Genomic DNA, 24,453 nt, shown 5'->3' with positions numbered 1-24,453 from the left:
TCCCCGGTAGTCAAGCATCGAAACGGCGCGTGTCGGGACGACTTCTCTGCCGGTCCCGACGCCAAGCGCCACTCAGGACAGCCGCGCCTCAGGCGAAGGGTTGCCCGTCAGGTTGGCAAACCTGGCCTGGTTTGGGGACTTTCAGGTCCGTCAGGTAGGCGGCGGCGATCTTGTCGGTGCACGCGCTGCCGCCCAGGATGCAATGGCCGAACGAATCGACGCTCACCAGGCGGGCATTGCCCAACTCCTGTTCCATCCGCCGGGAGAACTCATACTGGGTGGCCGGGTCGTAGAAGTTGCCGAACAGCAACACCGGGTTGGCGGCCCGGTGCCGCCACGGCCAGCGGTGCACGTCCGGGTCGGTCGGCGGCCAGTTCGAGCACGCGGCCACGTCGCTGAACGCCTGCACGCGGCCGAAGGTGGGCGACTCCGCCTCCCACTGCGCGGCGATTCCTGGCACTCGCCCGGGCTCCTTCGGGATCGGCTTGTCCGTGCAGTTCACCCCGAAGTAAGAATCATCCACATAGGACACAGGTGCGGCGGTGGAAAGCAGGTCGAAGCGGCCGATCGAGGTCGGCTTGCCCAGCAGGCCAAGCGCCTCCGGGGCCAGCCCGTGCTCGGGGTGCAGCTGGCGGTAGAGCGACTGCAGATCGGTGGCGAGCTGGCGGAACTGCTTCGGGTTGTACAGCGCGCCGCTGACGCCGTCGGTGAACTTGTCGAGGGTCATCGCCGAGCCGTCCGGCATGGTGATCGGCCCCCGCCGCAGCTGGTCGCGGACCTCGTCGAACTTCGCCCGCGGATCACCCCCGCCGAAGGCGCATCGCTGCGACTTCTCCGCGCACAGCCGCAGGAACGCGTCCAACGCGACTTCGAAGCCGTGTGCCCGTTCTCGGTCATACTGAACACCGTCGGCGGTCCGCAGCGCCGGATCCACATTGCCGTCCAGGATGATCGCGCGGCTGCGCTCCGGGAACAGGTTCACGTAGGTCGCGCCGAGCAGCGTGCCGTACGAAAAGCCGACGAAGTTGAGCTGCGCATCGCCGACGCCCTGGCGCATCAGGTCCAAGTCCCGCGCAACGTCCTTGGTCGACATGTGGCGCACCAGCTCGCCCGCGTTCTTGCCGCATGCCTCGCCATAGTCTCGGTAGGCACCCATCGTGGTGTCGATCTGCTCGCCGGTGACCGGCACCGACGAGATCCGCCCCAACACCGCCTCGGCCTGCTCCGCGGATTCGAAGCAGCGCAACGGGGTACTACGAGCCACCCCGCGCGGGTCGAAACCGATGATGTCGAAGCGGTTCAACACCGCCGGCTCGAACCTGTTCACCGCGGTCACCGGCAGGCTGAACCCGGGGCCCCCGGGCCCGCCCGGATTCAGGAACAGCGAGCCGATCTTCTCGTCCGGGTCGGCCGCCGCCCGCCGCATCATCGCCAGTTCGACGGCGCCCTTGCTCGGATCGTCGTGATCGACCGGCACCGGGTAGGTCGCACAGCGATAGAGGTACCGCTGGGCGGTCGGCACCCCGCTCAGCACCCCGTCGTCGCACTCACCCCACGAAACGGCGCCCGGCGGCTGCGCAACCGCCGGCGTAGCCGCCCCCACTGTCGTACCCGTGACCAACGCACTTGCCGCGATGGCCAACGCTGGGCCGAACCGGCCGGAAAGCGCCCCCACCCGAACCTCCTCGCTTCGTCTGCGAACTCCTGGCTGGAGTCAACAGCCCGAAGATGCGGCGGCACACCGCAGAACGCACGAATCCACTGCGGGCTTCTCGGGTTAAGGGGCGAGCTCTTCGCGTCAGGGGACCAGGAATCGGCTGTCCCGAACGTCGGTGATCGCCATGTGGCCGGGCGCGTGACCGATGGCGAACGGCGGCTTGGATCGCATGACCGCCGCCTGCGGGGTCACCCCGCAGGCCCAGAACACCGGGATCTCTCCGGGCCGGATCGCCACCGCATCGCCGAAGTCGGGTCGGGAGATGTCCTGGATCCCCAGTTCTTCGGGCGCGCCGATGTGCACCGGAGCGCCGTGCACCGCCGGGTACCGGGAGGTCACGCGGACGGCGGTCGACACCAGTTCCGCCGGGATCGGCCGCATCGACACCACCAGCGGCCCGGACAACCGGCCCGCCGGGCGGCATTCCCGGCTCGTCCGGTACATCGGCACGTTGCAGCCGGCCTCGACGTGGCGCACCGGGACCTCGGCCTCCGATAGCGCCGCTTCGAAAGTGAAGCTGCAACCGACCAGGAACGACACCAGGTCGTCCCGCCACAGGCCGGCCACCTCGGCTCGTTGCTCGGCCAGCTCGCCGTCCCGGTAGACGGTGTAGGCGGGCAGGTCGGTGCGCAGGTCGCCGGCGAAGATCGAGGCGCTGGTCTCCCCCGGTTCGGTCACGTCCAGCACCGGACATGAGCGCGGATTGCGCTGCGCGAACAGCAGGAATTCGTAGGCGTATTCGCGCGGCAGGACGATCAGGTTCGCCTGGGTCCACCCGGCGCTGTAACCCGAAGTGGGCACCCGCAAGCCGGCACGGAACGCCGCGCGGGCTTGTTCGGGAGTCATCGCACGCAGCTGTGTCATCGGATTCTCCCTGTCTTGAAACGAAAACGGACTCGCTGACCGGGCCGGGCCTGCGCGGCCTTGGCCACGTCGGCGGCCGTGACCACCGCGATCACCGGGTAGCCGCCGGTCACCGGGTGGTCGGCGAGGAACAGCGTCGGGCGCGCCGACGGCGGCACCTGGAGCGCACCGGCGACCATTCCCTCACTGGGCAGTTCCTCGGTGCGGCTGCGCTCCAGCGCCGGTCCGGCCAGCCGCATGCCGATCCGGTTGCTGTCCGAGGTCACCTCGTACGGCCGGCTGACCAGGGCGGTCAGCGCGTTGTCGGCGAACCAGTCGTGGCGGGGTCCGGGTTCCACGCGCAGCACGATCTCGTCGGCCGGATATGCCGCCACCGGCGCGAGGTCCACCAAGGGGAACCGGTCCGGGGGCGGACCGACCGGCAGCACCATGCCGGGTGCCAGCGGGTCCGGGCCCAGGCCCGCGAGCACGTCGGTGGCGCGGGAACCGAGCACGGGCGGGACGGCGATGCCCCCGCGCACCGCTAGGTAGCTGCGCAGTCCGCGGCCGGGCGTGCCCATTCGCAGCTCGACACCGGACGGGATCCGCAACACCGAGTTCACCGCCGCGCCCCGTCCGTCCACAGTGATCGGACACGGCGCGCCGGTCACCGCTGCGGTCAGGTCTCGGCTCGCGCGGACCGCGAGTCCGCCCAGCGTGACTTCGATGGCCGCGGCGCCCTCGTCGTTGCCGACCAGCCGGTTGGCCAGCCGGAACGCGCCGCCGTCGGCCGCGCCCGAGGGGCCCACGCCGATCTCGGCCAGGCCCGGCCGCCCCAGGTCCTGGATCGTCGACAGTGGACCCGCGGCGAGGACTTCCAGGCAACTCATGCGACCTCCTGGAACCGCACCCGCACGCCGGGTCGCAGCAGTGCGGGCGGATCCCGGTCGACGCGCCAGATCTCCAGGTCGGTGCGCCCGATCAGCTGCCAGCCGCCGGGCGATTCGCGCGGGTAGATACCGCTGAACGCGCCCGCGAGACCAACCGAGCCGGGCGGCACCTTGGTCCGCGATTCGGCCCGGCGCGGCACCGCCAGTTCGGCGGGCCCGCCGGCGAGATAGCCGAAACCGGGCGCGAAACCACCGAACGCGACCGTCCACTCCGCACTCGTGTGCCGGTGCACCACTTCCCGCTCGGTGAGCCCGGTCAGTTTCGCGACCTCCGCGAGATCCGCGCCGTCGTAGACGACCGGCACCCGCAACAGGTCGCCGTGCGTGCGCGCGCCGTCGCGCGGCTCGACCGCTCGCACCGCGGCCTCGATCCGGGCCGCGTCGGCGCGTTGCGGATCCAGATGCAGCAGCAGCGTCCGGGCGGCCGGAACCAGATCCGTCACGCCCTCGGGCGGTGCTTCGGCGAGCGCCGCGTAAAGGGCTTGCACGGCGTGGAGATCGGCCAGCTCGATGAGCAGCCCGGAATCGGCGCAACGCAGGAAACGCATCACAGACCTCGCGACGTGAACGGCTCCAACGCAATTCCCTCGGCCACCAGCCTCGCCCGCACGGCCTCGGCGATGGCCACCGCGTCCGGGCTGTCGCCATGGACGCAGATCGAATCGGCACCGATCTTGATCTGCGACCCGTCGATGGCCTCGATCGGTTCCCCGGCGGCCAGTTTCCGGCAGCGGTCCGCGATGGCCGCCGGATCGTGCAACACCGCACCGGGTTCGCGGCGCGACACCAGGGTGCCCTCGGGGGTGTAGGCGCGGTCGGCGAACGCCTCGCGGAACACCCGCAGCCCGGCCCGTTCTGCCTGCGCCAACCACTCCGAGCCGGGCAGCCCGAGCACGGCCAGCGACGGGTCGTAGCTGCGCACGGCCTCCACCACGGCGGCGGCCTGATCGGCGTGGTGCACGATCGCGTTGTAGAGGGCACCGTGCGGCTTGACGTAGCCGACCTCGGTGCCCGCGACGCGGGCGAACCCGGCCAGCGCGCCGATCTGGTAGATCACGTCGTTGGCCAGCTCCATCGGCGGCACGTCGATGAACCTGCGGCCGAACCCCGCCAGGTCCCGGTAGCTGACCTGGGCGCCGACCACGACGCCCAGCTTCGCGGCCTGCTCGACGGCCCGGCGGATCACCGTGGCGTCGCCCGCGTGGTAGCCGCAGGCGACGTTCGCGCTGGTGACGATGTGCAGCAGCGCTTCGTCATCGCTGAGCTCCCAGCGCCCGAAGCCTTCCGCCAGGTCCGAGTTGAGGTCCATGACCACCTCACTTCCACAGCGCGGCGATGCCGCCGAGCGAATTGAATCCCAGGAACAGCGTCAGCAACCAGGCGATCACACCCACCATCAGCAACCACGGCGGATACCGGTATCCCCCGAGCAGGTCCCGCCGCTTGGCCGCCACGAACATCAGCGCGCCGAACCCGACCGGCAGGATAAGGCCATTGAGCGCACCGGCCAGCACCAACAGGGTCGTCGGGGCCTTGTCGAGCAGCAGGAACACCACCGCCGAAAGCGCCACGAAGCCGACGACCAGCCGGTTGCGAGCGCGGGCCAGCTTCGGCGAGAAGGTCACCAGGAACGACACCGAGGTGTAGGCGGCACCGACGACCGAGGTGATGCTGGCCGCCCAGAGGATCATGCCGAACAGCCGCAGGCCGACCTCGCCGGTCGCATGCTGGAAAGCCTCCGCCGTCGGGTTCGCCGAGGCCAGGGTGACACCGCCGGCCACCACGCCGAGCACCGCGAGGAACAGCACGAGCCGCATCACCCCGGTCACCAGCAGCGACACGACCGCGCTGCGGCTGACGTCGACGATGCGCTCCGGGCCGGTCACGCCGGCGTCGACCAGGCGGTGCGCGCCGGCATAGGTGATGTAGCCGCCGACGGTGCCGCCGATCAGCGTGGTGATGGACAGAAAGTCGACCTCTTCCGGCCACACGGCCCGGACCAGTGCCTGCCCGACCGGGGGATGTGAGGAGCACGCGACGAACGCGGTCAGCGCGATCATGACCACGCCGAGGACGATGACGATGCGGTCCATCGCCACCCCGGCCCGCTTGCTCAGGAAGATCCCGATGGCGATGACCGCCGAGACGGTGCCGCCGATCTTGGCGTCCAGACCGAGCAGCGCGTCGAGTCCGAGCGAGGTGCCGGCGATGTTGCCGACGTTGAACACCAGCCCGCCGAAGACCACCAGCGCGGCCATCAGGTAGCCCAGGCCGGGCACCACTCGGTTGCCGAGGTCCTGCGCCCGCATGCCGGAGACGCCGATGACCCGCCAGACGTTCAGCTGCACCGCGACGTCGACCAGGATCGAGACCAGGATGGCGAAGGCGAAGGCCGCACCGAGCTGGATGGTGAACTCGGTGGTCTGGGTGATGAATCCGGGTCCGATGGCGCTCGTGGCCATCAGGAAGACCGCGCCCAGCAGGGTTCTGCGCTTGGCCGCCGAAGGCTTGGTTCCGGCCGTGGTCGATTCGGCCATGCCACTCCTCTCAACGTGCGCACCGGGATCAACGTGTACCGGGATCAACGTGCATCGGGATCAACGTGCATCGGGAGCAGGACCGTTGCATCTCGGGTGAGCAGCGGTTCCGGTCAACATAGTGAATTGTTGAACAATCCCGCAACGAGTCGCCGATGTGCTGCGTGGATAGCTGCTCCACTGCGTGGGGACCGATCAAAGTCGTTGCGCCGGGTCCGGGTTCTTCGTCACGTAACCGATCACCAGATCCGACAGGAGTTTGCGCAGTCGCTCACGGTTGCCCGGAGCGGCCGGGTTGCTCTGGAAAAGTGATTGGAACGTGAACTGATTCGACACCCGGAAGAAGCTGAAACTCGTGATCGCGAAATGGAGGTCGACGGCGTCGATCCCTTGGCGGAAGACGCCTGCGCGCAGCCCGCGCTCGACGATCTCCGACAGCAGCGACAGCGCGGGGCTGGCAAGCTCTTCGCGCACTCCCGACTTTTGCAGATGCTCGGCGCGCAGGATGTTCTCTCCCGCCATGAGGCGCACGAAGTCCGGATCGCGTTCGTGGTAGTCAAAGGTAAGTTCGATCACGCGGCGCAGTGCATTGACCGGGTCCAGGTCGTCCACGTGCACCCGCTGCTCTTCGTCTCTGATGCTGGCGATCGAACGTTCGAGCACCGCCCGGTACAGCCCCTCCTTGTCGCCGAAGTAGTAGTAGATCATCTTCTTCGTCGTCTGGGTCCGTCGTGCGATGTCGTCGATCCGCGCGCCCGCGTAGCCCTTGTCGGCGAATTCCTTCGTGGCCATCTTCAAGATGTCGTCACGAGCCTCCTGGCGCGTGCCCGCCCGCTTTCGCCGCGCGTTCCCCGTCTTCGTGTTCGGCACCGGCCGCCATTCTCCTATGTCACTGTTTGGTGACCACGTTCGACGCGCAGCGTAGCCGAAGTTGGCACGGGAGTACATGGCCGCCACCGACGAGCCGAAACCACTGCCACCGCAGTACTCCATGACACCACTGGCCGCCGAACGACGTCGCCATCGAGGTATGGACGCAGTCGCTATCACGCTGTACGGTGGCGCCTAGTTCACCAGTTGGTGAACTAGATCGGGCACGCCGATGCGGTCGAAGCGATCACGCGGAATCTCGACTTGTCAAGCGAGGGCACGACATCACAGTGCCCGCAAGGTCCCTCGGCGCAAGGAAATCCAGTCAGGAACGGAACACGCATGACCGCGACACCGGACAAAGCACTCGACCGCCTGCACCGGCTCGGCTTGGAGCTACCCCCGGCTCAAGCACCGAAGTACGCATACGAACCTACGACCCGGTTCGGCGACCTGCTCTTCGTCTCCGGCCAGATATCCCGCGCCGCGGACGGGAAAATCGTCACGGGCACGGCCGGCGGTTCAGCGACCTTGGACGAGGCAATCGAAGCCGCCCGGATTTGTGCGCTGAACCTGCTCGCTCGGTTGCATTCATCCGTCGGTCTGGACAACGTCGCGCAAGTCCTCAAGCTGAACGGTTACGTGGCCAGCGATCCGCAGTTCGTGGACCAGCCGACCGTCATCGATGGTGCTTCGACTCTGCTGCGCGAAGTCCTCGGTGCGGCGGGCCGACACGCACGTACCGCACTGGCGGCGCCGGTACTCCCGGCATCCGCGCTGGTGGAGATCGAGGCGATCGTCGCCGTTGGCGATCTCAATGGAAACCAGCGCGTTGCTTTCCATTGATAGCGCCCTCGTCCTCAGACCAGGCCGGCGAAGAGGTCGGATTCCCGGTTGAGGTGGCCGGTGCCGGGGCCCCGGTCACCCCGGACCAGGAGGTAGTGCTCGATCGCGAACTCCGGGCGGGCCACCATCGAGGCGAAGAACCCGCCGTCGTCCAGATCGACCTGGCTGCGGTAGTGGCGCAGGGCGGCCACCTTGGTGCCGTGGAAGGCGCGGCCGTCGAGCACCGCGGTCAGCTCCTCGTCCGGCACCGTGTACGGCTCGAAGTTCTCGATACCCGACTCCTCGATCTGCTTGAGGATCGAGCGCGGCAGGGTCGCCCAGTACACCTTCGGCACCTGCCACGGCTCGCCGAGCTCCGGCGCGTAATCGGGGTCGGCGGCGGGATCGATGGACGTCATCACCGCGCGGTGCGCGCCAATGTGGTCCGGGTGGCCGTAGCCGCCGAATTCGTCGTAGGTGACCACCACGTGCGGCTGCTCCGCGCGCAGGATCTCCACCATGGCCCGGGTGACCTCGTCCGGATCGGCCTTGGCGAAGGCCCGCTCGGAACCATTGCCGGCATCGCCCACCATGCCGCTGTCCCGCCAACGGCCCGGGCCGCCGAGCCAGTGGTGCCGGACGTCGCCGTACTCGGCCAGCGCGGCACGGATCTCCCCGCGCCGGTACTCACCCAGCGCATCGGGGTCACCGCGCAGGTGCGCGAGGTCGTCGGCAACGACCTCGCCGAGTTCGCCGCTGGTGCACGTCACCAACGACACCGATGCGCCGTCCGCGCAGTAGCGCGCCATCGTGGCACCGGTGGCGGTGGACTCATCATCGGGGTGGGCGTGAACCAGCAGCAGGCGACGATCGCTCATGGCCACCGAGCCTAGCCAGATCCACCGACAGGCGGCAGCAACCGCCGACCAGGTCACAGCGGGCCGGGCGGCGGGGCGCTCAGCTGCACTACTCAACGCAGGTGTTGGCACTCGTCGGGTTCGCCGAGCGGTCCGGTCCAATCGAGGGAGCGCCAAAAGCCCAGCGCCTCGGTGCTGCGCTCGATCGGCGCGGTGCTCCACCGGTAGTCCTGCCAGGTGCTCCGCAGGAACTCGATGGCAAGCGTGGCCAGGCCGCGTCGTCGGCAGCGTGGATCGATGCGGATGTACTCCAGCACAGCGACCCGGCAGCCGTGGCAGATCCGCAGGTCCAGCTCCCCGATTACGAGCCCGCCGAGCCGGATCTCGACGCCCGGCGGTCCGGTGGGCAACAGCGCCGGGACCGCGGCCAACTCCAGATTCCCCAGCATGTGATCAGCAGCGCGATCTGTCCTCAGTTGCCGGAGGACTCACCACGCGCCTGTCTGGGGGTCGGGATGTCGGGGGGCTGCCGGTCGTGCGCGTCGCGTTCGTGATCCGCTACGACGTCGGAGTATCGATCGGAGAATTCGCACCTGCCGTGACTGCACCGGTATGCGAATTTCAGTGTCTCATGTGGAATCTTCGTCGGCATTGGATGGCCTTGGTCGTCGGGTTAGGGATAATTTCCGGGGCTGGGGTGCGCTGATCCGGTTGGCGGTTGGTTAGTCAAGCTCGTCGGCGGCCACCCCGGCCGGACCGTGAGCGTCGTGCTCGTGCTGCGCCACCACGGCCTGGTCCTCGTTCGTGAATTGGCACTTTTTGTCGTCGCAGGTGAACACGACGGCGCAGTCATGAGCGAACACACGGTGCGACATGTACATTCTCCAGAATTGCGTCGGATGCGTAGTGGGCGGGGCCCGGGGTCTTCGCGCCGTTCGCCGAACACGATTTCGCCTCCCGTCCTAGCTATGAAGCTAGACGGGAGGCGAATGAATGGCGGGTACGGACCGTACGACTACCCATTTGGCCGGTCAGCGAACACCAAGGCAGGTAGCCATACTACGCAATCGGTCGTCCTTGGCGGCCGACGTGTGCAACAAATCCCGGACGATCGAGCGAGGGAGCCGCTGATGCTTGAACCAGAATGGTGCCACCGACTTGACAGACGACAACACGGCGACGGCCTCTCCCGGCTTGCCGGTCTTGAGACTGATCAACGCCCGATCGATGCCGTGCCTGCATTGACTCTGAAGGCGGAGTGCGGTTCCCCGGTTCGGCATCGCGGACGCGGCTTCGGACGCCTTACCGAAGTTGCCGAGATTGATTTCGATGTCCGTGCTTTGCATCGCCGTGAAACTTGGCCCGAAAGGCGTTCCGTAATCGCAGCGGCCATCCTGGACATGCCGGGAAATCTCGTTGGCCTCGCTCAGGAAGTAGTGTGCCTGGGCGGCATTTCCGGCCCGTGCGGCGGCGTTGCCCGCCTGAAGCAAGGAAGAGCCATAGACGCTCAGCTGCGCGGCGTCAGCACTGGCCCCCGGCTCGATCTCCCGCGCGACAGACGTCGATAGATCAATTGACTCCTGGTATCTGCCCTCCACGAGGAGTTGCCACGCCAGCGATCGCCGAGCACCTGCGACGAAGTACGGATCGTCAATGTTGCTACCGACTTGGATGGCGCGTCGGATCGCGAGCTGTGCCGCCTCGGGATAGCGAAGCAGTGTCAGACTTCGGCTCGCGGCCCACAGAACTTGCGCGAGGGACTGAGCATAGGAAGAGCGGTCGCGCTCATTGGCCACCGCGTGCGCCGCCTCCAGCCTGCGAATGACCGACGGGAATGTGCGCGCTATTACGTCGTGCTTAGCGTCCCAGTAGTTGCGCCACGCCGCGATCTCGGCGTGCTTCGCCTCCTCGATCGTCAGTGGCTTGTCCTTGGGGGTAGTTGCCAGACTCACGGCATGACGCAGCGCGGTCACGCTTTCGTCTTGGTCGTGCTCGGGAATTGTCGCCGGGACAAGGAGTTCCGCCAAAGTCACGTCGAGCGCGCGCGCAAGTTTGTGCAGCGTCGCAACGCTGGCAGTGTTTCGCTTACCCTGCTCTAGATTGCGGACGACTTCCACGCTGATCTGTGCGCGGTCGGCGAGTGCCCGTTGGGTGTAGAGGTCGCCTCGTAGTTGCCGTATGCGATCACCTAGTGACTGTCCGCTCATGGCCGATGACGGTACCGGCGCGTTAAGCGGGAGGTAACCGCCATGGTCATCCCACCTTCAGGCAAGTCCGCAAGCGTCCACTTACGCTGCGCTCACGGACTGGTCCCCCGCTTGCAGTTCCATCCATTCCCACGCAACCGGACGCATGCATTACCGATCGGAGAAAACGTGCGTTCCGCGAGTGTTTTTCGGCGATCCCGAAGGAATCAGCCACGAAGACATTGCATCGTTTGCGTTCACGACGCCGACAGAATTGCCACTCCTTTGGCGGTTTACTGCGCGACCGAGCCACCATCCATCAGCGACACTGCCGGCGATTTCGCCACCTTCGATTTCATCGTGGTTGGCGTCTTCAGGCTTCGCGCCTCGCCTCGACTTGGCAGACCGCTTCTTTGCTGGCTTTCTCATCTGCTTGCTGGAGCCGTAGGAGGCGAGCTGCGTAACCGTGATGCCGGAACGCTGGGCTAGATGTCGTGTTCAGCGGCGGCCGCGTTCCCAGGAGTCGAGGGCTATCAGGGTCTTGGTGCTGGTGACCCGGTGGCTCCGGCGGATCTCGTCGATGGTGCGCTGCAGGTGCGCCATGTCGCGGACGCGCAGCCACACTAATGCGTCGGGATCTCCCGCGATGGTGAACACCGCCTGGGCCTCGGGCATCCGGGTCGTCGTCTGGATGATGTCTTCGACGCCGCTGGTTCCCAGGAACCGCAGCTCGATGAAGGCTTCCACGCCCCAACCGAGCTTCGCGTGATCCACCCGCACGGTGTAGCCGAGGATCACGCCGACCTCCTGCAGCCGGTCGATCCGGCGCTTGACGGCGGCCGTCGACAGGGTCACCCGGGAGGCGATGTCCGACAGCGTCCGCCGCGCGTCCTCGCGCAGCAGTGCCAGGATTTCGTGATCTGTCGCATCGAGCGTCGTGTCGGCCATGAGTAGCGATGTTACGCAAAATTCGGGCGTCGGATAGGGCCTGCACCACCGAATTTTGCGTGCTTGCCGCCTTTGCGGGGCGCGCTGTTGTGCAGAACACTGACCATCGGCTGAAGTGGCCTCGATCACGATCCGCGTGCCCGCACCAAAGGAGTCCCGACATGGCCGCCTTCTCCCTGGACGACCGCTACCTACGGGAATCGGGCGAGATCTACGTGACCGGTGTGCAGGCTCTGGTGCGGTTGCTGTTCGACCGGATCCGGCACGACCGGCGCTGCGGGCACCGGACGGCGGCGTTCGTCTCCGGCTACGAGGGCTCGCCGCTGGCCGGGTTCGACCTGGAGCTGGCCCGCCGCGCGAAGCTGCTCGCCGAGCACGACGTGATCCACCGGCCCGGCCTGAACGAGGAATTGGCGGCCACGTCGGTGATGGGCAGCCAGCTCACCGAAGGGCTCGGCACGCAGCGCCCGGACGGGGTGGTGGGCGTCTGGTACGGCAAGGCACCGGGCCTGGACCGGGCCAGCGACGCAATGCGGCACGCCAACCTTGCCGGAACCAATCCGCGCGGCGGCGCGGTCGCGTTGATCGGCGACGACCCGAATGCGAAGTCCTCGACCGTTCCGGCGGCCTCGGAGGCGGCGCTGGCGGACCTGGCGATGCCGGTGTTCTTCCCGGCGGACTCGCAGGACCTGCTCGATCTCGGACTGCACGCGGTGGAGATGTCGCGGGCCAGCGGCTTGTGGACGTCGATGAAGGTGGTCGCCAACGTGGCGGATGCGGCGGGGACCGCGGTCGTGACACCGACCTGGACCGCGCCCGAGATCCCGGCCGAGTCGAAGCCGTACTCGCACCGCCCGAGCGCGCGCCTGCTCGGCCCCGAACTCGCCACCCTGGAGCACAGCCTGCACAACCTCCGCCTGCCGCTGGCGGTGGAATACCTGCGGCACAGCGACGTAAACCGGTTGGTGCGCTCGGGGCAGCACGACCGGATCGGCATCGTGGCGGCCGGAAAGTCCTATCTGGACATCCGCCAGGCCCTGCGCACGCTCGGCCTCGACGACGCGGATCTGGCCCGCTACGGGATCCGGCTGCTCAAGCTCGGCGCGATCTACCCGCTCGATCCGCAGCTCATCCGGGACTTCGCCACCGGGTTGGCGGAGATCGTCGTGGTGGAGGAGAAGCGCTCGTTCCTCGAATCGGCGATCAAGGAAATCCTCTACGGCCGCCCCGATGCTCCCCCGGTGCACGGCAAGAAAGGGCCGGATGGCAGGACCCTGTTCACCGAGCTCGGCGAGCTCGACCCGGACCGGATCGCCAGGGGTCTGGCCGACAGGCTGACCACGCACGGCGAGGTGGAGCCGATCAACGCCTGGAAGCAACGCCGCCGTCGCGAACGCATCGCCGTCCCGCTGCTGGCGCGCACGCCGTACTTCTGCTCGGGCTGCCCGCACAATTCCTCGACGAAGGTGCCGGACGGGACGGTGGTGGGCGCCGGAATCGGCTGTCACACCATGGCGCTGTTCATGGACTCCGACCAGGTCGGCGACGTCGTCGGCATCACGCAGATGGGCGGCGAGGGCGCCCAGTGGATCGGCATGGCCCCGTTCGTCGGCACCGAGCACTTCGTGCAGAACATCGGCGACGGCACGTTCACGCACTCCGGCAGCCTCGCCGTGCGCGCCGCCGTCGCCGCCGGGGTCAACATCACCTACAAGCTGCTGCACAACTCGGCCGTGGCGATGACCGGCGGCCAGGACGCGGTCGGCGCTCTCCCGTTGGCGCGGCTGGCCGAGGTGCTGCTGTTGGAGGGCGTCGCCAAGGTTATCGTCACCAGTGATGCTCCCAAGCGGCTGAGCGGCAAGCTGCCCCGGGGCATCGACATCCGGCACCGCGATGAACTGCTGCGCGCCCAGGAGGAACTCGCCGCCGTCCCGGGGGTGACGGTGCTTATCCACGACCAGGAATGCGCGGCCGAGAAGCGACGCAAGCGCCGCCGGGGCAAGCAGTCCACCCCGCCGGAGAAGGTGCTGATCAACGAGCGGGTCTGCGAGGGTTGCGGGGATTGCGGCAGCAAGTCCAATTGCCTTTCCGTGCAGCCGGTGGCCACCGAGTTCGGCCGCAAGACCCAGATCCACCAGGCCTCGTGCAACGTCGACTACTCGTGCCTGGCCGGCGACTGCCCGTCGTTCCTGACCGTGGTGCCCAGCGGCCGCAGGTCGCGGCGTCGGCTCCGCGAGCTGAGCGCCGACGCGCTGCCCGAGCCCGAGCGCGGGGCGGGCGACTTCAATGTCCGCATCACCGGCATCGGCGGCACCGGGGTCGTCACGGTCACGCAGATCCTCGCCACGGCGGCGGTGATCGACGGCCGGCGGGTCCGCACGCTCGACCAGATCGGCCTCGCGCAGAAGGGCGGCGCGGTGGTATCCGACCTCAAGATCACCGCGGAACCCGTTGCGCAGGCACCGAAACTGGCCACCGGGGAATGCGATCTCTACCTGGGCTGCGACCTGCTGGTGGCGGCCGACCCGGTGCACCTGGCCGCCGCGGATCCCGAACGGACGACGGCGGTGGTGTCCACCACCGAGGTCCCGACCGGCGGGATGGTCGTGGACACCGCCGTCTCGTTCCCGGCGCAGCCCGGTATCCGGTCCACTCTCGACGATGCCACCGCGCGAGCGTTCTACCTGGACGCCCGCGGTCTTGCCGAGAAGTTGTTCGACGACGACCAGTTCGCCAACATCCTGCAGGTGGGCGCGGCCTACCAGTGCGGTTCGTTGCGGTTGTCGGCCGAGAGCATCGAGCGGGCGATCGAGCTCAACGGCACCGCCGTGGCGGTCAACATCCAGGCGTTCCGCCGTGGCCGGCAGGCGGTGGCGGACCCGGACTCGCTACAGGCCGAGATCGCTGCGCCGCCGGCGGCGCCGAGCGAGCCCAGCGCCGCGGCGCGCCGAGTACGCGCGCTGGTCAACGCCGCGGAGGGCTCCGAACTGGCGCGGCTGCTGGACATCCGGATTCCCGATCTCGTCGACTACCACGACGAGAACTACGCGCAGGCTTATGCGGAGTTCGTCGAGCGAGTGCGCGGCCACGGCATCGACGCTGTCACCGAAGCGGTGGCCCGCAACCTGTACAAGCTGATGGCCTACAAGGATGAGTACGAGGTCGCCCGGCTCTCGCTGGACGAGCGGCTGCTGGCCGACATCGAAGCCCAGTTCGGCGCGGGATCCAGGTTCGCTTTCCGGTTGCACCCGCCCGTTCTCCGCGCGCTCGGTATGAACCGCAAGATCAGTCTCGGCCCGTGGTTCCGCCACGTGCTACGCCTGCTGCGGGCGGCGCGGAAGGTCCGCGGCACCCGCCTGGACCCGTTCGGCTACGCCGAGGTCCGCCGGGTCGAGCGAGCCCTGATCGAGGAGTATCGGGCGGCGGTGAGTCAGGCCCTGGAAACCCCGGAGCACCCGGCGGCGCTGGAACTCGCCGAACTACCCGACCTCGTCCGGGGCTACGAGGAGATCAAACTCGCGAACGTGGCGACATATCGGAAACGGCAGGCCGAACTGCGCAAAACGTTGTCGGCCCCGCCGGTCGCGGTCGCCGCGGCGGCCGAATGCTGACCGCCAGGACGGGCGACGCGGATCTTGCCGATGGCGCACCGCCCGCCGCGCGGCGGGCGGTGCGGGGCGATCATTGCTGCCGTTGAGCCATGATTGCGGCGATGGCGGCGGTGATGTTGGCTTCGGCAGCGGCCTTTTCGATGCCGAGGCCCGAGAGCACACCGGTGCCCCCCTCCTGCTCCAACAGCGCGAGCAGGATGTGCTCGGTGCCGATGTAGTTGTGCCCCAGCCGCAGCGCTTCCCGGAAGGTCAGCTCCAACGCCTTGCGCGCCGAACCGTCGAACGGAACGATTTGCGGCGCATCGTCAACCGCCGGTGGCAACGCCTCGACCGCGGCGTCCCGGACGGTTTCCAGCGCGACGCCCTGCGCGATGATCACCTTCGCGGCGAGCGCCTCCGGCTGCCCAAGCAGCCCCAACACCAGGTGCGCGGGCACGATCTCCGAGTTGCCCCGGGTACGCGCCTCGCCCTGCGCCAGCACGACGACCTTCCGGGCCCGATCGGTGAACCGACCGAATCCCTGCCTCGGGTCGAGACCGCCCGCGTCGCCCTTCGAAACGAACCGCTTCTGAGCGGCCTGCTTCGAGACCCCCATGCTCTTGCCGATATCGGTCCAGGAGGCACCTGAACGCCGGGCCTGGTCGACGAAGTGACCGATCAGATGATCGGCGACCTCCCCGAGGTGCTCGCCCGCGATGACGGCGTCGGAGAGCTGTTCGAGGGCGTTGCTGTGCGCCTTCTTGATCGCCTCGATCAGATCGTCGAGGCGAATTTGACGGGAAATCCCAGTCGGATCAACCATACGTCAACCATAGGTTGACGCGGCCCTCACGTCAACCAGCAGTTGACGACACCACTGCGGCCAGCGTACCGGCCGTGCGGGGGCTAGAAACACCACCCGGGCCCAGAACTACCCGGGAAGCCGACCGCGAAGGGCCCGGGCGAACGCCAACGCTGCCGCATCCACCTGCTCAACCCGAGCGGCTGCCCGAAGCCAAGCGGCAAGAGGCTCTGCCAGGGCGGGCGAAAGGGCGGCGATCCACCGCGCACTACCCGCCCGTGCCTCGGCAATGTGCTCCGTATGCCCGCCACCAAGGTCGGCAACAACCTCCGGCCGAGTGGCGAGCAACCCGCCAACCCGCCAATCGCCACGCGTCGAAACGGCAGCAAGTCGCTCAAGTTTCGCCGCCACCCCCAGGAGCTCGTCCCGCTGACTCATGTCCACGACCACATCATCCCCAGTGCCCGCCCTACCCGCCGCTAGTGGGACCTGACGATCTGGAACTTCTCCACCAAGGCCGAGCGCAGGACCGGCGGGATCAGCGGATGGTCGAAGCCCCGGTCGGCGAGGTCGAATGGCCCGGCGATGTATGCCTCGGCGAGGGCGGGCAGCGCCGCGAACTCGTCGACGGCGGCCGATCGCACGACCTGCGCCATCGTGGGTGAGCCCGGCAGCATTCGCGCACCCCATTCCGAGATCCACGGGAGTCTTCGCAGGCGGTTGATCGCCAGCCGCCGCAGCGATTCCCGGTACAAGGCGCTCGTGCCGGTATCGGCCAGCGCGATGAACTCGCAAGCCATCGCCACGGCTTCGGCGACGACCAGGCCCTCGCCGAACTGCACCACGATCAGCGTAGGAACGTCGTTGTCCACCAACCACTCCCGCCAGACGAGCTCGGCGGGAAGATCGGTGTCGCGGCAGCGGTGGCCGGTGCGGCCCAGCACGCGGGTCGGTGCGTTGCGATCCAGTTCTGCGGAGACTTCCGCGGCATTGGCCGGTTCGGACTGTTGCTCGTCCCACCCCTCCGGCGCGCACCCGTCAACGAAGCGCGCCAGCTGCACCGCGCGAGCGCGGACGGCCGGTCTCGGCCACGGCGGAGCGGGGTCCTGGATGCGATCCCGCACATAGTTCGCGGGTGCGTCAGCGAGGAACCCGCGCATCCGGCGAAGCCGGTCGGCGAATCGCGAGTACACGGGCGGCAACGCGGAAACGAAATCGTCGACCGCCGATACCAGGGACGGGTCGCCCGAGGTTCGGGCCGCGAGCAGCAGCTCTGCCATGTTCCGAGCGCGCCAGTCGTCGGCCTCCCGTCCCGAGACGGGCACGTCGATGGCGAGCCCGAGAAGTGCGCCGCCGGGCGTCATCAGACGACCAACCTGACTCGCAGGACAAGTCTTTTCGGGTCGGAGAACCAGGTCCGGCCGTGCAGCGCGCGTTCGTTGTCGCAGATGAGCACGCTGTCGGTGGGCAGCAGGAAGTCAATCGCATCGGGGTGGGAGTACAGGTACTCGTCGAACTCGCTCGCCACGGCACGCAGTGGCTCGTCGACGTCGAGAGTGTCTACCCGCCACCGAATCCTCCCGTCGCCTGTGGACACCGCGCGGGCGATGTCGGGTGCACCGCCGAAGGTGACCGGCGGGACCCAGCGCCAGATGCGTTCGCGAAGCAGCGCGGACGTCCGCTCCGGAAGATCGGCGCTGTCGATCACTGCCCAGCCTTGATTCGCCAAGGTATCGAGCACGGACGTCATGGTCGCCTTTCCGTGGTCCAGGTGCTTGAGCCAATCGTGCCCGCCGGGAAGCACGGCCAACAATGGTCCATGTGGGTGTCGCTGCATGATGTACGGCACCCCGTGCGGCATGAGGCGAGTGCATTGCCGAGCTCGACAATCCTTTCGTGGTAGGAAAATCGGGCACATCCACGACATGGATCACTATTTGTTGCGCCGGATGCGTGATGTTGGCGCGTTGTGGTGTGCCCTCTGCCGAGGATTGGGCAGACTGGCCGTCATGACCGGGTTCGCTGCATATCAGCGGGAAATCTTCGAGCTCGACGCAGCCGGAGAAACGCCGCCTCTCACCACAGATCTGGCCGCGTTGGAAGAGGCTGTTCGCGCAGAAGTTCCGGCCGATTCGTACAATTACGTCGCCGGCGGTGCCGGAACGGGCTCCACTGTGCGCGCCAACCGCTCGGCGTTCGAGCGTTGGCGGATCGTGCCCAGGGTGCTCCGCAACGCCGACCGCAGAGATCTGCGCGCGACGGTGCTCGGCATGGAAATGCCCGCGCCCGTGCTGCTGGCACCCGTCGGGGTCCAATCCATCCTGCACCCGGACGCGGAACTGGCGAGCGCGCGTGCGGCAGCGGAACTCGGACTGCCGCTGGTGCTCTCCTCCTCGTCGTCGCGGTCGATCGAGGAGGTCGCCGCCGCCAACGGGGACGCGCCGAGGTGGATGCAGCTGTACTGGTCCGGCGACCGCGAGATCTGCGCCAGCATCCTTGACCGCGGCAAGCGTGCCGGCTTCTCCACGCTGGTGGTCACTGTGGACACCTGGATCCGCGGCTGGCGCCCGCACGAAATGGACCGGCGCTACTCCCCGTCCAGGCAAGGCGTCGACATGGCGATCCCGTTCTCCGATCCCGTTTTCCGCTCCCGGCTCGCCAGGCCCCCCGAAGAGGACCCGACCGCGGCAATCCAGGAGTGGCAGCGGATGCCCACTGGCGCGAGCAAGAGCTGGGAGCAGTTCGCCTTCTTGCGCGATCACTGGTCCGGCCCGATCGTGGTGAAGGGGATCCTGCACCCCGACGACGCGCGCAGGGCCGTCGGCTGCGGAGCAGACGGAATCGTCGTCTCCAACCACGGCGGACGCCAGGTGGACGGCGCGGTAGCGGCGTTGGACATGCTTCCCGAGGTGGTCGACGCCGTCGGCGCGGAGGTTGACGTGCTGTTCGACTCCGGGATCCGGACCGGTGCCGATGTCATCAAAGCCCTTGCCCTGGGCGCCAAAGCCGTGCTGGTCGGTCGCCCCTGCGCATATGGGCTCGCGCACGCGGGTGAAGCCGGCGTGCGCCACGTACTGCGCAGCCTGCTCGCCGACCTGGACATCACTCTCGGGCTCTGCGGGTATCGCAGCCCCGCCGAACTCGGCCGCGCCGCGCTGCGCTGACTTCGCCCCGCCGGCCCCATCATAGAAATCGCTGGAGGAACCACCATGCCCGCTTCGGTCAGCCTCGTGGACTGCACGCTGCGCGAAGTCGAGTACGAAACCCATCTCACCCTCGCCGAGTCCGTCCAGATCGCAAGCGAGCTCTCCGCAGCCGGGGTGCACTATCTCGAAGTGGCGGACCGGGGTGCTCCGTCGTGGGCAGACCTGGAGATCGAGGACTACGTCAGCGCGGTGGCGCAGGCCGCCCCGCGGACCACCGTGGCCATCATGGTCTACCCGGGTGCTTGCCTGGAGACCATCGCGCGGGCGGTCGCCGCCGGCGCCGGTTGTGTCCGCCTGGCCGCGAACATCACCGAGGCGGCGGACATCCTGCCGCTGGCGGAAGGAAGCAAGGACCTCGGTGTCCCGCTGGTCACCTTCAACGCCATGAAGACATATGCGGTCTCGGCTGCCGAAGCGATCCGCATCGCCGAGGACGCCTGCGCCGCCGGGGTGGATGTGTTCTACACCGCCGACTCCGCAGGGTGCATGCTGCCGACCGAGGTAGCACACCTGTCCCGGTCGCTGCATGAACGCGGCATCGCTACCGGATTCCACGGCCACGACAACACTTCCCTGGCCGTCGCGAACTCACTGGAGGCACTGGACAGCGGTGCCGTGATGGTCGACGGCACGCTTCGTGGGGCCGGCCGCAGCGCCGGCAACGCGCAGCTCGAAGTACTCGTCAAAGCCGCGCAGCGCAACGGCTTTCTCAGTGCCGTGGATGGCGACCTGCTGGCTAGGCGCGCCGAGGAACTGATAGCCGGCCGCAGATTGCGCGACCGCGGAGTTTCCTATCTGGACATCGCCATCGGGGAAGGACGGTTCCACACCGAGCGGCTGGAGATGGCGCGCGAGATCGCCGACAGCCATGACGTGCCGCTGCCGGACCTGGTCCGGGAGGTCGGCCGCCGTGACCCGATCCGGCCATCCCGCCAACTGATGGAGGTCACCGCCGAGTACCTTCGCGATGCGCACGGGCGATTTCAATGGAAATCGACACTTGCTGATTCCCATTGAAATCGCCCCAGCCACCAGGAGAACGGCGTTCCCGGATCCCGTTACGTCGGTTCGGCGATGTGGATGCGACGCAGGTGGCGGCGCGGGTCCTCGAACGCGTTGCGCGCGTGTAGCAAGCGCCAGTTGTCCCACACCAGCATGTCATTGCGCTGATAGCCGATCGCGATGTGCTGTTCGCCGAAGAGCCGTTGCCAATCCGATTGCAGCGTCGCGACGGGGTCGCTGTCGTCACGCACGATGTTGTTGACCGAGAACCGCACGACCGTGGTCCCGCAATGATCGTCCAGCCGAACTACCCCGGGTAGCGATCGTCGCAACCGGAACGCGCTGACAAGGCTCCGAAGTTTCCCGATTTTGCCTAAAATTGGGCTCTCCTGCTCCTTCACCCGCCACCACCCCGATCTTAAGCATCTTGTTCAATAAATCGAGTAGGAGGGGCGGGTCGCCCGACCCTCCTCGCACAGCACCGGACATGCGGGCCCGGATCCGGCGGTTCGTCAAGCCGCCTTTCTGAGCCTCTGCCAGGTGTTGCGTAGTCCCAGCAGACCAAGGTCGTCCCAGTAGATGTTGGGCAGCGCCCGTTGGAGGATGGGCGCCCCGGCGACCCGGCGATCCGCCAGTAGCCCTTGCTGCTGGCAGCCCATTCCCGCGCGCGAAATCGCAAACCCCGCCCAGGCCGGGCGGAATGACGACTTGGCGCTGCGTCCAGAGCTCAGTGTCCTCCGCGGCTGCTAGGCGGCTGTGGTGATCGCGGTGCGGATATGTTCGCGGAGGTCGGCGACTTCGGATTTGCCGCTGTGCGGTGCGGCCACGGTGTCCAACACGCGCAGCCGTGCATAGCCGCGGGTGGAGGTCAGCCCGGTGATCACGTTCACCGCGTCGTAGCCGGTGGCCACCGCGGCGTCGATGTCGCCGGCCTGGAACTGCACCGAGGCCAGCGGAGGCAGGCCCATGGCGCGGGTGCGCTCGTATTCCGCGCCGTACGCGGTGGTTGAGCTGGTCAGTTTTTCGATGGCTTGGGGCGCGAACTCCGGGCGGGACAGCGATAGCAGGTATAGGGCGTAGCCCTGTCGGCCGTTGATCTCGGCGTCGGTGACGAACGATGTCCACGGCGATGTGGTGGCCCGATCGGCGGCGGCGTAGGTCTCTTGGGCTTGCCCGAGGGCGCGGCGGGTGGGCTCTGGCTCGCCGAGCGCGGCGCGGCACCAGCCAAGGGCCGAGGAAATGCAGCCCTGGGTGACTGTGCTGACCGGGTGCCTGCGGTTGGCGGCGGTCGCCGAGGCGAGCTGCACCAGGCGCAGTGCCTCATCTGCGCGTTCGAGGTGCAGGGCTTGGTGTGTCATGTCCAGCAGCACGTGGACTGTCAGGTCGGTGGCGCGGGGGTGGTCGTCGGCGCGGCGGGTGGTGTCCAGGGCGTAGGCCCACAGGCGGCGGGCGGCGTCGTGATCGTCGACATCGTAGGCCATCCACGCTGCCGTGCCGGCCAGGTCGGCGATGGCCACCAGCAGTCGGGTGCGGATCTCCGGCGAGCAGAGGGCGTCTTCCAAGCGGCGCACCTGGTGTAGTTGTGTGACGGCTGCGGCGCGGCATAGCCCACCGCCGTAGGCGGAGTCTGAGCGGCGGAACCCGTCGGTGATCGCCTCGATCGCGTCGATGTCGGCCGCGCCGATCCGGGGCCGGGTCACCGGCTCGACCTGGCTGGGCAACAGCGAGCCCAGCCGGGAAAGTTCGGGATTCAGACTGGATCCCAACGTGGCAGCCGTGACCAGGGAGAGAAAGTCCCTGCGCTCCAACCAACTCACCTCCTTGACATGCACGTTATCAGTCATGCCGGTTTGGGTGGCGGAAAATCCGAGCAAGCAGGCCGGGATGCGCAGGACGGTGGCCAACCGAGCGGCCGTCCTGACGTGGGTCAGACGACGCTCGCCCCGCTCGACAGCGGAGATCCGGCCTTGGGACAAGCCGAGCAGGTCGGCGAGCTGGAGCTGTGTCAAACCTGTGTGCTGCCGCACGGCGGCGAATACCGCTCCGAAGTCATAGGTTTCCAACGCAGCGCGCAGGTCCGCGTCATCGTAAGAGCCCGCCGGGATCGGCTTGCGGAACCCGGCGGCGCGGGCGCAGGGTCCGCAAAACGGGTCATTCACGCCGACACGCAGCACAGTGCCGCAGCACCGGCAGCGTTGTCCCGGACCATTCATGGCTCGCCTTCCATTGACGGACAAGTGCTCGTCCGGGGTCATGGCGTTACGCCCGTTCAGTCGAGGTATGCCGTGCACCACCCCAGCGGTCGACCATAGTCAGCCGCGTCTGCCACCGCGCTGTCAATCCCCATTGGGGTTAGCACCATTGGGGATTGGAGACGTCGGCGCGGACGAAGACGATGATCGCCATGGCACTGCCCACGTCTCCGCCGCCGCGGAGGCCAGGTAAGACCCACGGCCGCTGGTTCACACCCAACGGCGACGCGGCGATGTTGGAGAGCGGGAAGGGCGGGCAGTACTACGACGCCGCACGCCAGCGGAGCGTAGAGCTCGGACCGAGGAACGGGCGGCGGGCTACGTCGGTGTAGGCTCACGCACCCCGTAGCTCAGCAAGCAGAACGTCCGCAGCCGCCCGCGCGGGTTCAGACAGCGGTGTCGGGGCTCCGCTACGGGCGGCAACTCGGATCGCGTTCGCGCACTGCAACAGTTGCGCGAGTTTGCCTGAACGGGTCTCAAGATCAGCAGCGAACTCCTGTTGAACCCGCGCGGCCATCTGGGGATCAGGCAGCGCCGACTGCCACAGGGTCGCGGCATCGTGCCCGCGCGGCGCAGCGCCCCAGTCCTCCCAGTCGATGATGTGCCCCTCGGCGGAGAGGTTGCCCCAGTGGAGGAGTACGGGGCGCTTTCGTCATTGATCAGAAGGTCAGCGGGAGCGGGTCTGGCTGCCACTGCACCGTATTCGGTCGCTGTGCTGAGCGCAGGAACTCGGCGAGCGCCCCTTCAAGCTCGCTGCGTTGCACCCACGCATCGGCCGGGGGTGAGATGTCCTCATCCTCCCAACCGCCGGATGGCTCACTGCCTCCACGGCTGTAGTGCCGCGAGGTGTCCTGGTCCCAGTAGCTCAGCGCGGCACGGCCGTCGGTAGCGACCGCGACAACGAGTTCGTGATCGGGCCCCTGCTCGTTCCAGAGCGGCCGGTCACTATGGGTGATGACCGCCGATCCAGCGTCGGCATCGGCAAGCTGGTCGACGAGCGCGCGCACCTGGTCGACGTTGTCGACAGTGATGTGCTGCTCGGCTCCGCCCAGGTTGAAGGCTCGGAACCAGACATCAATCCGCATCACGTATCCCCTCGTAGCTGTAGGTGGTGCCGTCCCTGGTGACCACGTTCAGCACGGCCACCGGCGGCAGGAACCGCGGTAGCTGCTGGTTGCACCGTAGCCACTCTTGCTCGTCGAGGCCGCATGGCGGCCGGTCCAGGAGGATCGTCTCGTGCTGGCCTGGTCGCATCTGCGCCGCTACAACACAATTCCGGCGTCGTCGATCAGCTCGCCCGCCTGCTGCAAGATCGCCGGGAGCAGCACGGCCAGCACCGCGCGCAGTTTCGCGGCTATCGCCCCCACATCGTCGCCCACGCCCCCGATGCTCATCAGCACCCCGACCGAAACAGGGCGCTACGGACGATCTTCACCGCATCTGATCAACTGCTTCCACCCAATTGGCCGCCGTCCCCCGGCGTGGCGGGGCACGGTTGCGGCGCCGTTGCCGCGCGTCGACCCCACCAAGCGATGTCGGTGACTTGGACATGCTGATCGATGTCATGTGCGCCAGCCTGATCAAGAGGAAGATCCCGGTTACTTCGGAGGAACGGGACATGCTGGCGAATCTGCTTGCGATGTACGAGAGCCCTGTGGAGTTTTACGACTACATCACCAATCGTGATGAGACACTAGCCGCGCTCACGGTGACCAACCGGAACTGACTGACGGAGAGCGGCGGGTGGACCGGGAAGAGGTTCATGATCTTCCGCTGGAACTGCTCCCCCGGTTTCAGCTCGGACCCACCTGCCAGGTGCCGCGTGAAGGGCCACTGCTTCATAGCCCCTTTCGCGCGAAATCGCTAAC

The 24,453-nt window shown here is 67.7% G+C and carries 25 protein-coding genes; 5 read left to right on the top strand and 20 right to left on the bottom strand.

Annotated features, from left to right (window positions below):
• Window positions 1–88: 88 nt before the first annotated feature.
• The 7 genes from BJ970_RS18000 to BJ970_RS17970 all read right to left on the bottom strand — a co-directional run bounded on the left by BJ970_RS18000 (window position 89) and on the right by BJ970_RS17970 (window position 6,917).
• Window positions 89–1,675 carry an alpha/beta hydrolase gene (locus BJ970_RS18000; protein WP_312864304.1) on the bottom strand — a complete coding sequence of 529 codons (1,587 nt, stop codon included), beginning with the start codon at window positions 1,673–1,675 and terminating at the stop codon, window positions 89–91.
• A gap of 123 nt (window positions 1,676–1,798) precedes the next feature.
• Window positions 1,799–2,581: a putative hydro-lyase gene (locus BJ970_RS17995; RefSeq protein WP_281399450.1), complete on the bottom strand. Its 783-nt coding sequence runs from the start codon at window positions 2,579–2,581 to the stop codon at window positions 1,799–1,801.
• Window positions 2,578–3,450: a 5-oxoprolinase subunit C family protein gene (locus BJ970_RS17990; RefSeq protein ID WP_184727318.1), complete on the bottom strand. Its 873-nt coding sequence runs from the start codon at window positions 3,448–3,450 to the stop codon at window positions 2,578–2,580. Before BJ970_RS17990 ends, BJ970_RS17995 begins: the two co-directional genes overlap by 4 nt.
• Entirely contained in the window at window positions 3,447–4,058 is a 612-nt protein-coding gene (gene pxpB / locus BJ970_RS17985; protein ID WP_184727317.1) for a 5-oxoprolinase subunit PxpB, read from the bottom strand. Before pxpB ends, BJ970_RS17990 begins: the two co-directional genes overlap by 4 nt.
• Window positions 4,058–4,819, bottom strand: a complete 762-nt coding sequence (locus tag BJ970_RS17980; RefSeq protein WP_184727316.1) for a LamB/YcsF family protein — start codon at window positions 4,817–4,819, stop codon at window positions 4,058–4,060. Before BJ970_RS17980 ends, pxpB begins: the two co-directional genes overlap by 1 nt.
• A gap of 7 nt (window positions 4,820–4,826) precedes the next feature.
• Window positions 4,827–6,047 (bottom strand): NRAMP family divalent metal transporter, encoded by a 1,221-nt coding sequence (locus BJ970_RS17975; protein ID WP_184727315.1) that lies wholly within the window; start codon window positions 6,045–6,047, stop codon window positions 4,827–4,829.
• 195 nt (window positions 6,048–6,242) lie between these two features.
• Window positions 6,243–6,917, bottom strand: coding sequence for a TetR/AcrR family transcriptional regulator (locus tag BJ970_RS17970; RefSeq protein ID WP_312864303.1), 675 nt, complete (start codon window positions 6,915–6,917; stop codon window positions 6,243–6,245).
• A 342-nt stretch (window positions 6,918–7,259) separates the two neighbouring features.
• Between BJ970_RS17970 and BJ970_RS17965 the strand changes: the two genes are divergently transcribed.
• The gene (locus BJ970_RS17965; RefSeq protein ID WP_184727314.1) at window positions 7,260–7,763 is read left to right on the top strand and encodes a RidA family protein; all 504 of its coding nucleotides are present in this window, start codon (window positions 7,260–7,262) and stop codon (window positions 7,761–7,763) included.
• 14 nt (window positions 7,764–7,777) lie between these two features.
• On the opposite strand, the gene mshB is transcribed toward BJ970_RS17965, so the two are convergent.
• From mshB to BJ970_RS17940, 5 genes are all read right to left on the bottom strand, one after another.
• Entirely contained in the window at window positions 7,778–8,602 is an 825-nt protein-coding gene (mshB, locus tag BJ970_RS17960; protein ID WP_184729185.1) for an N-acetyl-1-D-myo-inositol-2-amino-2-deoxy-alpha-D-glucopyranoside deacetylase, read from the bottom strand.
• Window positions 8,603–8,712: 110 nt separating this feature from the next.
• On the bottom strand, window positions 8,713–9,048 hold the full coding sequence (locus tag BJ970_RS17955; protein WP_184727313.1) for a GNAT family N-acetyltransferase: 336 nt from the start codon (window positions 9,046–9,048) through the stop codon (window positions 8,713–8,715).
• A gap of 273 nt (window positions 9,049–9,321) precedes the next feature.
• Window positions 9,322–9,474 carry a hypothetical protein gene (locus tag BJ970_RS17950; protein WP_184727312.1) on the bottom strand — a complete coding sequence of 51 codons (153 nt, stop codon included), beginning with the start codon at window positions 9,472–9,474 and terminating at the stop codon, window positions 9,322–9,324.
• Between the two features lie 156 nt (window positions 9,475–9,630).
• The gene (locus tag BJ970_RS17945; RefSeq protein WP_184727311.1) at window positions 9,631–10,806 is read right to left on the bottom strand and encodes a helix-turn-helix domain-containing protein; all 1,176 of its coding nucleotides are present in this window, start codon (window positions 10,804–10,806) and stop codon (window positions 9,631–9,633) included.
• A gap of 477 nt (window positions 10,807–11,283) precedes the next feature.
• Window positions 11,284–11,733 carry an Lrp/AsnC family transcriptional regulator gene (locus BJ970_RS17940; protein ID WP_184727310.1) on the bottom strand — a complete coding sequence of 150 codons (450 nt, stop codon included), beginning with the start codon at window positions 11,731–11,733 and terminating at the stop codon, window positions 11,284–11,286.
• An 8-nt stretch (window positions 11,734–11,741) separates the two neighbouring features.
• On the opposite strand from BJ970_RS17940, the gene BJ970_RS17935 reads away from it, so the two are divergent.
• Window positions 11,742–15,344, top strand: coding sequence for an indolepyruvate ferredoxin oxidoreductase family protein (locus tag BJ970_RS17935; protein WP_184727309.1), 3,603 nt, complete (start codon window positions 11,742–11,744; stop codon window positions 15,342–15,344).
• Between the two features lie 70 nt (window positions 15,345–15,414).
• Here the strand turns inward: BJ970_RS17935 and BJ970_RS17930 are convergent, their stop codons facing one another.
• The 3 genes from BJ970_RS17930 to BJ970_RS17920 form a co-directional block, all read right to left on the bottom strand.
• Window positions 15,415–16,146 carry a Clp protease N-terminal domain-containing protein gene (locus BJ970_RS17930; protein ID WP_184727308.1) on the bottom strand — a complete coding sequence of 244 codons (732 nt, stop codon included), beginning with the start codon at window positions 16,144–16,146 and terminating at the stop codon, window positions 15,415–15,417.
• A gap of 458 nt (window positions 16,147–16,604) precedes the next feature.
• Window positions 16,605–17,489, bottom strand: a complete 885-nt coding sequence (locus BJ970_RS17925; protein ID WP_184727307.1) for a hypothetical protein — start codon at window positions 17,487–17,489, stop codon at window positions 16,605–16,607.
• Window positions 17,489–17,935 carry a Fe(II)-2OG oxygenase family protein gene (locus BJ970_RS17920; RefSeq protein WP_184727306.1) on the bottom strand — a complete coding sequence of 149 codons (447 nt, stop codon included), beginning with the start codon at window positions 17,933–17,935 and terminating at the stop codon, window positions 17,489–17,491. Before BJ970_RS17920 ends, BJ970_RS17925 begins: the two co-directional genes overlap by 1 nt.
• Window positions 17,936–18,134: 199 nt before the next feature.
• Between BJ970_RS17920 and BJ970_RS17915 the strand changes: the two genes are divergently transcribed.
• Together BJ970_RS17915 and BJ970_RS17910 are read left to right on the top strand one after the other, a co-directional pair.
• Complete coding sequence (locus BJ970_RS17915; protein WP_184727305.1) at window positions 18,135–19,289, top strand: alpha-hydroxy-acid oxidizing protein; 1,155 nt, start codon at window positions 18,135–18,137, stop codon at window positions 19,287–19,289.
• A 45-nt stretch (window positions 19,290–19,334) separates the two neighbouring features.
• Window positions 19,335–20,348, top strand: a complete 1,014-nt coding sequence (locus BJ970_RS17910; RefSeq protein ID WP_184727304.1) for a hydroxymethylglutaryl-CoA lyase-like TIM-barrel protein — start codon at window positions 19,335–19,337, stop codon at window positions 20,346–20,348.
• 41 nt (window positions 20,349–20,389) lie between these two features.
• Here the strand turns inward: BJ970_RS17910 and BJ970_RS17905 are convergent, their stop codons facing one another.
• The 5 genes from BJ970_RS17905 to BJ970_RS38910 form a co-directional block, all read right to left on the bottom strand.
• A complete protein-coding gene (locus BJ970_RS17905; protein ID WP_312864302.1) occupies window positions 20,390–20,734 on the bottom strand; it encodes a TauD/TfdA family dioxygenase in 345 nt (114 codons plus the stop codon).
• Window positions 20,735–21,079: 345 nt separating this feature from the next.
• Entirely contained in the window at window positions 21,080–22,492 is a 1,413-nt protein-coding gene (locus BJ970_RS17900; protein ID WP_221467215.1) for an NsdA family TPR-like regulatory protein, read from the bottom strand.
• A 752-nt stretch (window positions 22,493–23,244) separates the two neighbouring features.
• Window positions 23,245–23,670, bottom strand: coding sequence for an Imm1 family immunity protein (locus BJ970_RS17895; protein WP_184727302.1), 426 nt, complete (start codon window positions 23,668–23,670; stop codon window positions 23,245–23,247).
• Window positions 23,660–23,839 carry a hypothetical protein gene (locus BJ970_RS17890; RefSeq protein WP_184727301.1) on the bottom strand — a complete coding sequence of 60 codons (180 nt, stop codon included), beginning with the start codon at window positions 23,837–23,839 and terminating at the stop codon, window positions 23,660–23,662. Before BJ970_RS17890 ends, BJ970_RS17895 begins: the two co-directional genes overlap by 11 nt.
• 8 nt (window positions 23,840–23,847) lie before the next feature.
• A complete protein-coding gene (locus tag BJ970_RS38910) occupies window positions 23,848–23,979 on the bottom strand; it encodes a hypothetical protein (protein WP_281399449.1) in 132 nt (43 codons plus the stop codon).
• A 155-nt stretch (window positions 23,980–24,134) separates the two neighbouring features.
• Between BJ970_RS38910 and BJ970_RS17885 the strand changes: the two genes are divergently transcribed.
• Window positions 24,135–24,311, top strand: a complete 177-nt coding sequence (locus BJ970_RS17885) for a hypothetical protein (protein ID WP_184727300.1) — start codon at window positions 24,135–24,137, stop codon at window positions 24,309–24,311.
• The last annotated feature ends 142 nt before the right edge of the window (window positions 24,312–24,453 follow it).

The organism is Saccharopolyspora phatthalungensis, assembly GCF_014203395.1.
Taxonomy (GTDB): Bacteria; Actinomycetota; Actinomycetes; order Mycobacteriales; family Pseudonocardiaceae; genus Saccharopolyspora; species Saccharopolyspora phatthalungensis.
This window is presented reverse-complemented; position numbering and strand designations above follow the sequence as displayed.

Excerpts from the sequence above, each read along its gene's own strand:
- BJ970_RS17995 (WP_281399450.1), bottom strand. The coding sequence starts at position 2,581 with ATGACACAGCTGCGTGCGATGACTCCCGAACAAGCCCGCGCGGCGTTC.
- BJ970_RS17990 (WP_184727318.1), bottom strand. The coding sequence starts at position 3,450 with ATGAGTTGCCTGGAAGTCCTCGCCGCGGGTCCACTGTCGACGATCCAG.
- pxpB (WP_184727317.1), bottom strand. The coding sequence starts at position 4,058 with ATGCGTTTCCTGCGTTGCGCCGATTCCGGGCTGCTCATCGAGCTGGCC.
- BJ970_RS17980 (WP_184727316.1), bottom strand. The coding sequence starts at position 4,819 with ATGGACCTCAACTCGGACCTGGCGGAAGGCTTCGGGCGCTGGGAGCTC.
- BJ970_RS17975 (WP_184727315.1), bottom strand. The coding sequence starts at position 6,047 with ATGGCCGAATCGACCACGGCCGGAACCAAGCCTTCGGCGGCCAAGCGC.
- BJ970_RS17965 (WP_184727314.1), top strand. The coding sequence starts at position 7,260 with ATGACCGCGACACCGGACAAAGCACTCGACCGCCTGCACCGGCTCGGC.
- BJ970_RS17955 (WP_184727313.1), bottom strand. The coding sequence starts at position 9,048 with ATGCTGGGGAATCTGGAGTTGGCCGCGGTCCCGGCGCTGTTGCCCACC.
- BJ970_RS17950 (WP_184727312.1), bottom strand. The coding sequence starts at position 9,474 with ATGTCGCACCGTGTGTTCGCTCATGACTGCGCCGTCGTGTTCACCTGC.
- BJ970_RS17945 (WP_184727311.1), bottom strand. The coding sequence starts at position 10,806 with ATGAGCGGACAGTCACTAGGTGATCGCATACGGCAACTACGAGGCGAC.
- BJ970_RS17940 (WP_184727310.1), bottom strand. The coding sequence starts at position 11,733 with ATGGCCGACACGACGCTCGATGCGACAGATCACGAAATCCTGGCACTG.
- BJ970_RS17935 (WP_184727309.1), top strand. The coding sequence starts at position 11,742 with ATGTTACGCAAAATTCGGGCGTCGGATAGGGCCTGCACCACCGAATTT.
- BJ970_RS17930 (WP_184727308.1), bottom strand. The coding sequence starts at position 16,146 with ATGGTTGATCCGACTGGGATTTCCCGTCAAATTCGCCTCGACGATCTG.
- BJ970_RS17925 (WP_184727307.1), bottom strand. The coding sequence starts at position 17,489 with ATGACGCCCGGCGGCGCACTTCTCGGGCTCGCCATCGACGTGCCCGTC.
- BJ970_RS17915 (WP_184727305.1), top strand. The coding sequence starts at position 18,135 with ATGACCGGGTTCGCTGCATATCAGCGGGAAATCTTCGAGCTCGACGCA.
- BJ970_RS17910 (WP_184727304.1), top strand. The coding sequence starts at position 19,335 with ATGCCCGCTTCGGTCAGCCTCGTGGACTGCACGCTGCGCGAAGTCGAG.
- BJ970_RS17895 (WP_184727302.1), bottom strand. The coding sequence starts at position 23,670 with ATGCGGATTGATGTCTGGTTCCGAGCCTTCAACCTGGGCGGAGCCGAG.
- BJ970_RS17890 (WP_184727301.1), bottom strand. The coding sequence starts at position 23,839 with ATGCGACCAGGCCAGCACGAGACGATCCTCCTGGACCGGCCGCCATGC.
- BJ970_RS38910 (WP_281399449.1), bottom strand. The coding sequence starts at position 23,979 with ATGAGCATCGGGGGCGTGGGCGACGATGTGGGGGCGATAGCCGCGAAA.
- BJ970_RS17885 (WP_184727300.1), top strand. The coding sequence starts at position 24,135 with ATGCTGATCGATGTCATGTGCGCCAGCCTGATCAAGAGGAAGATCCCG.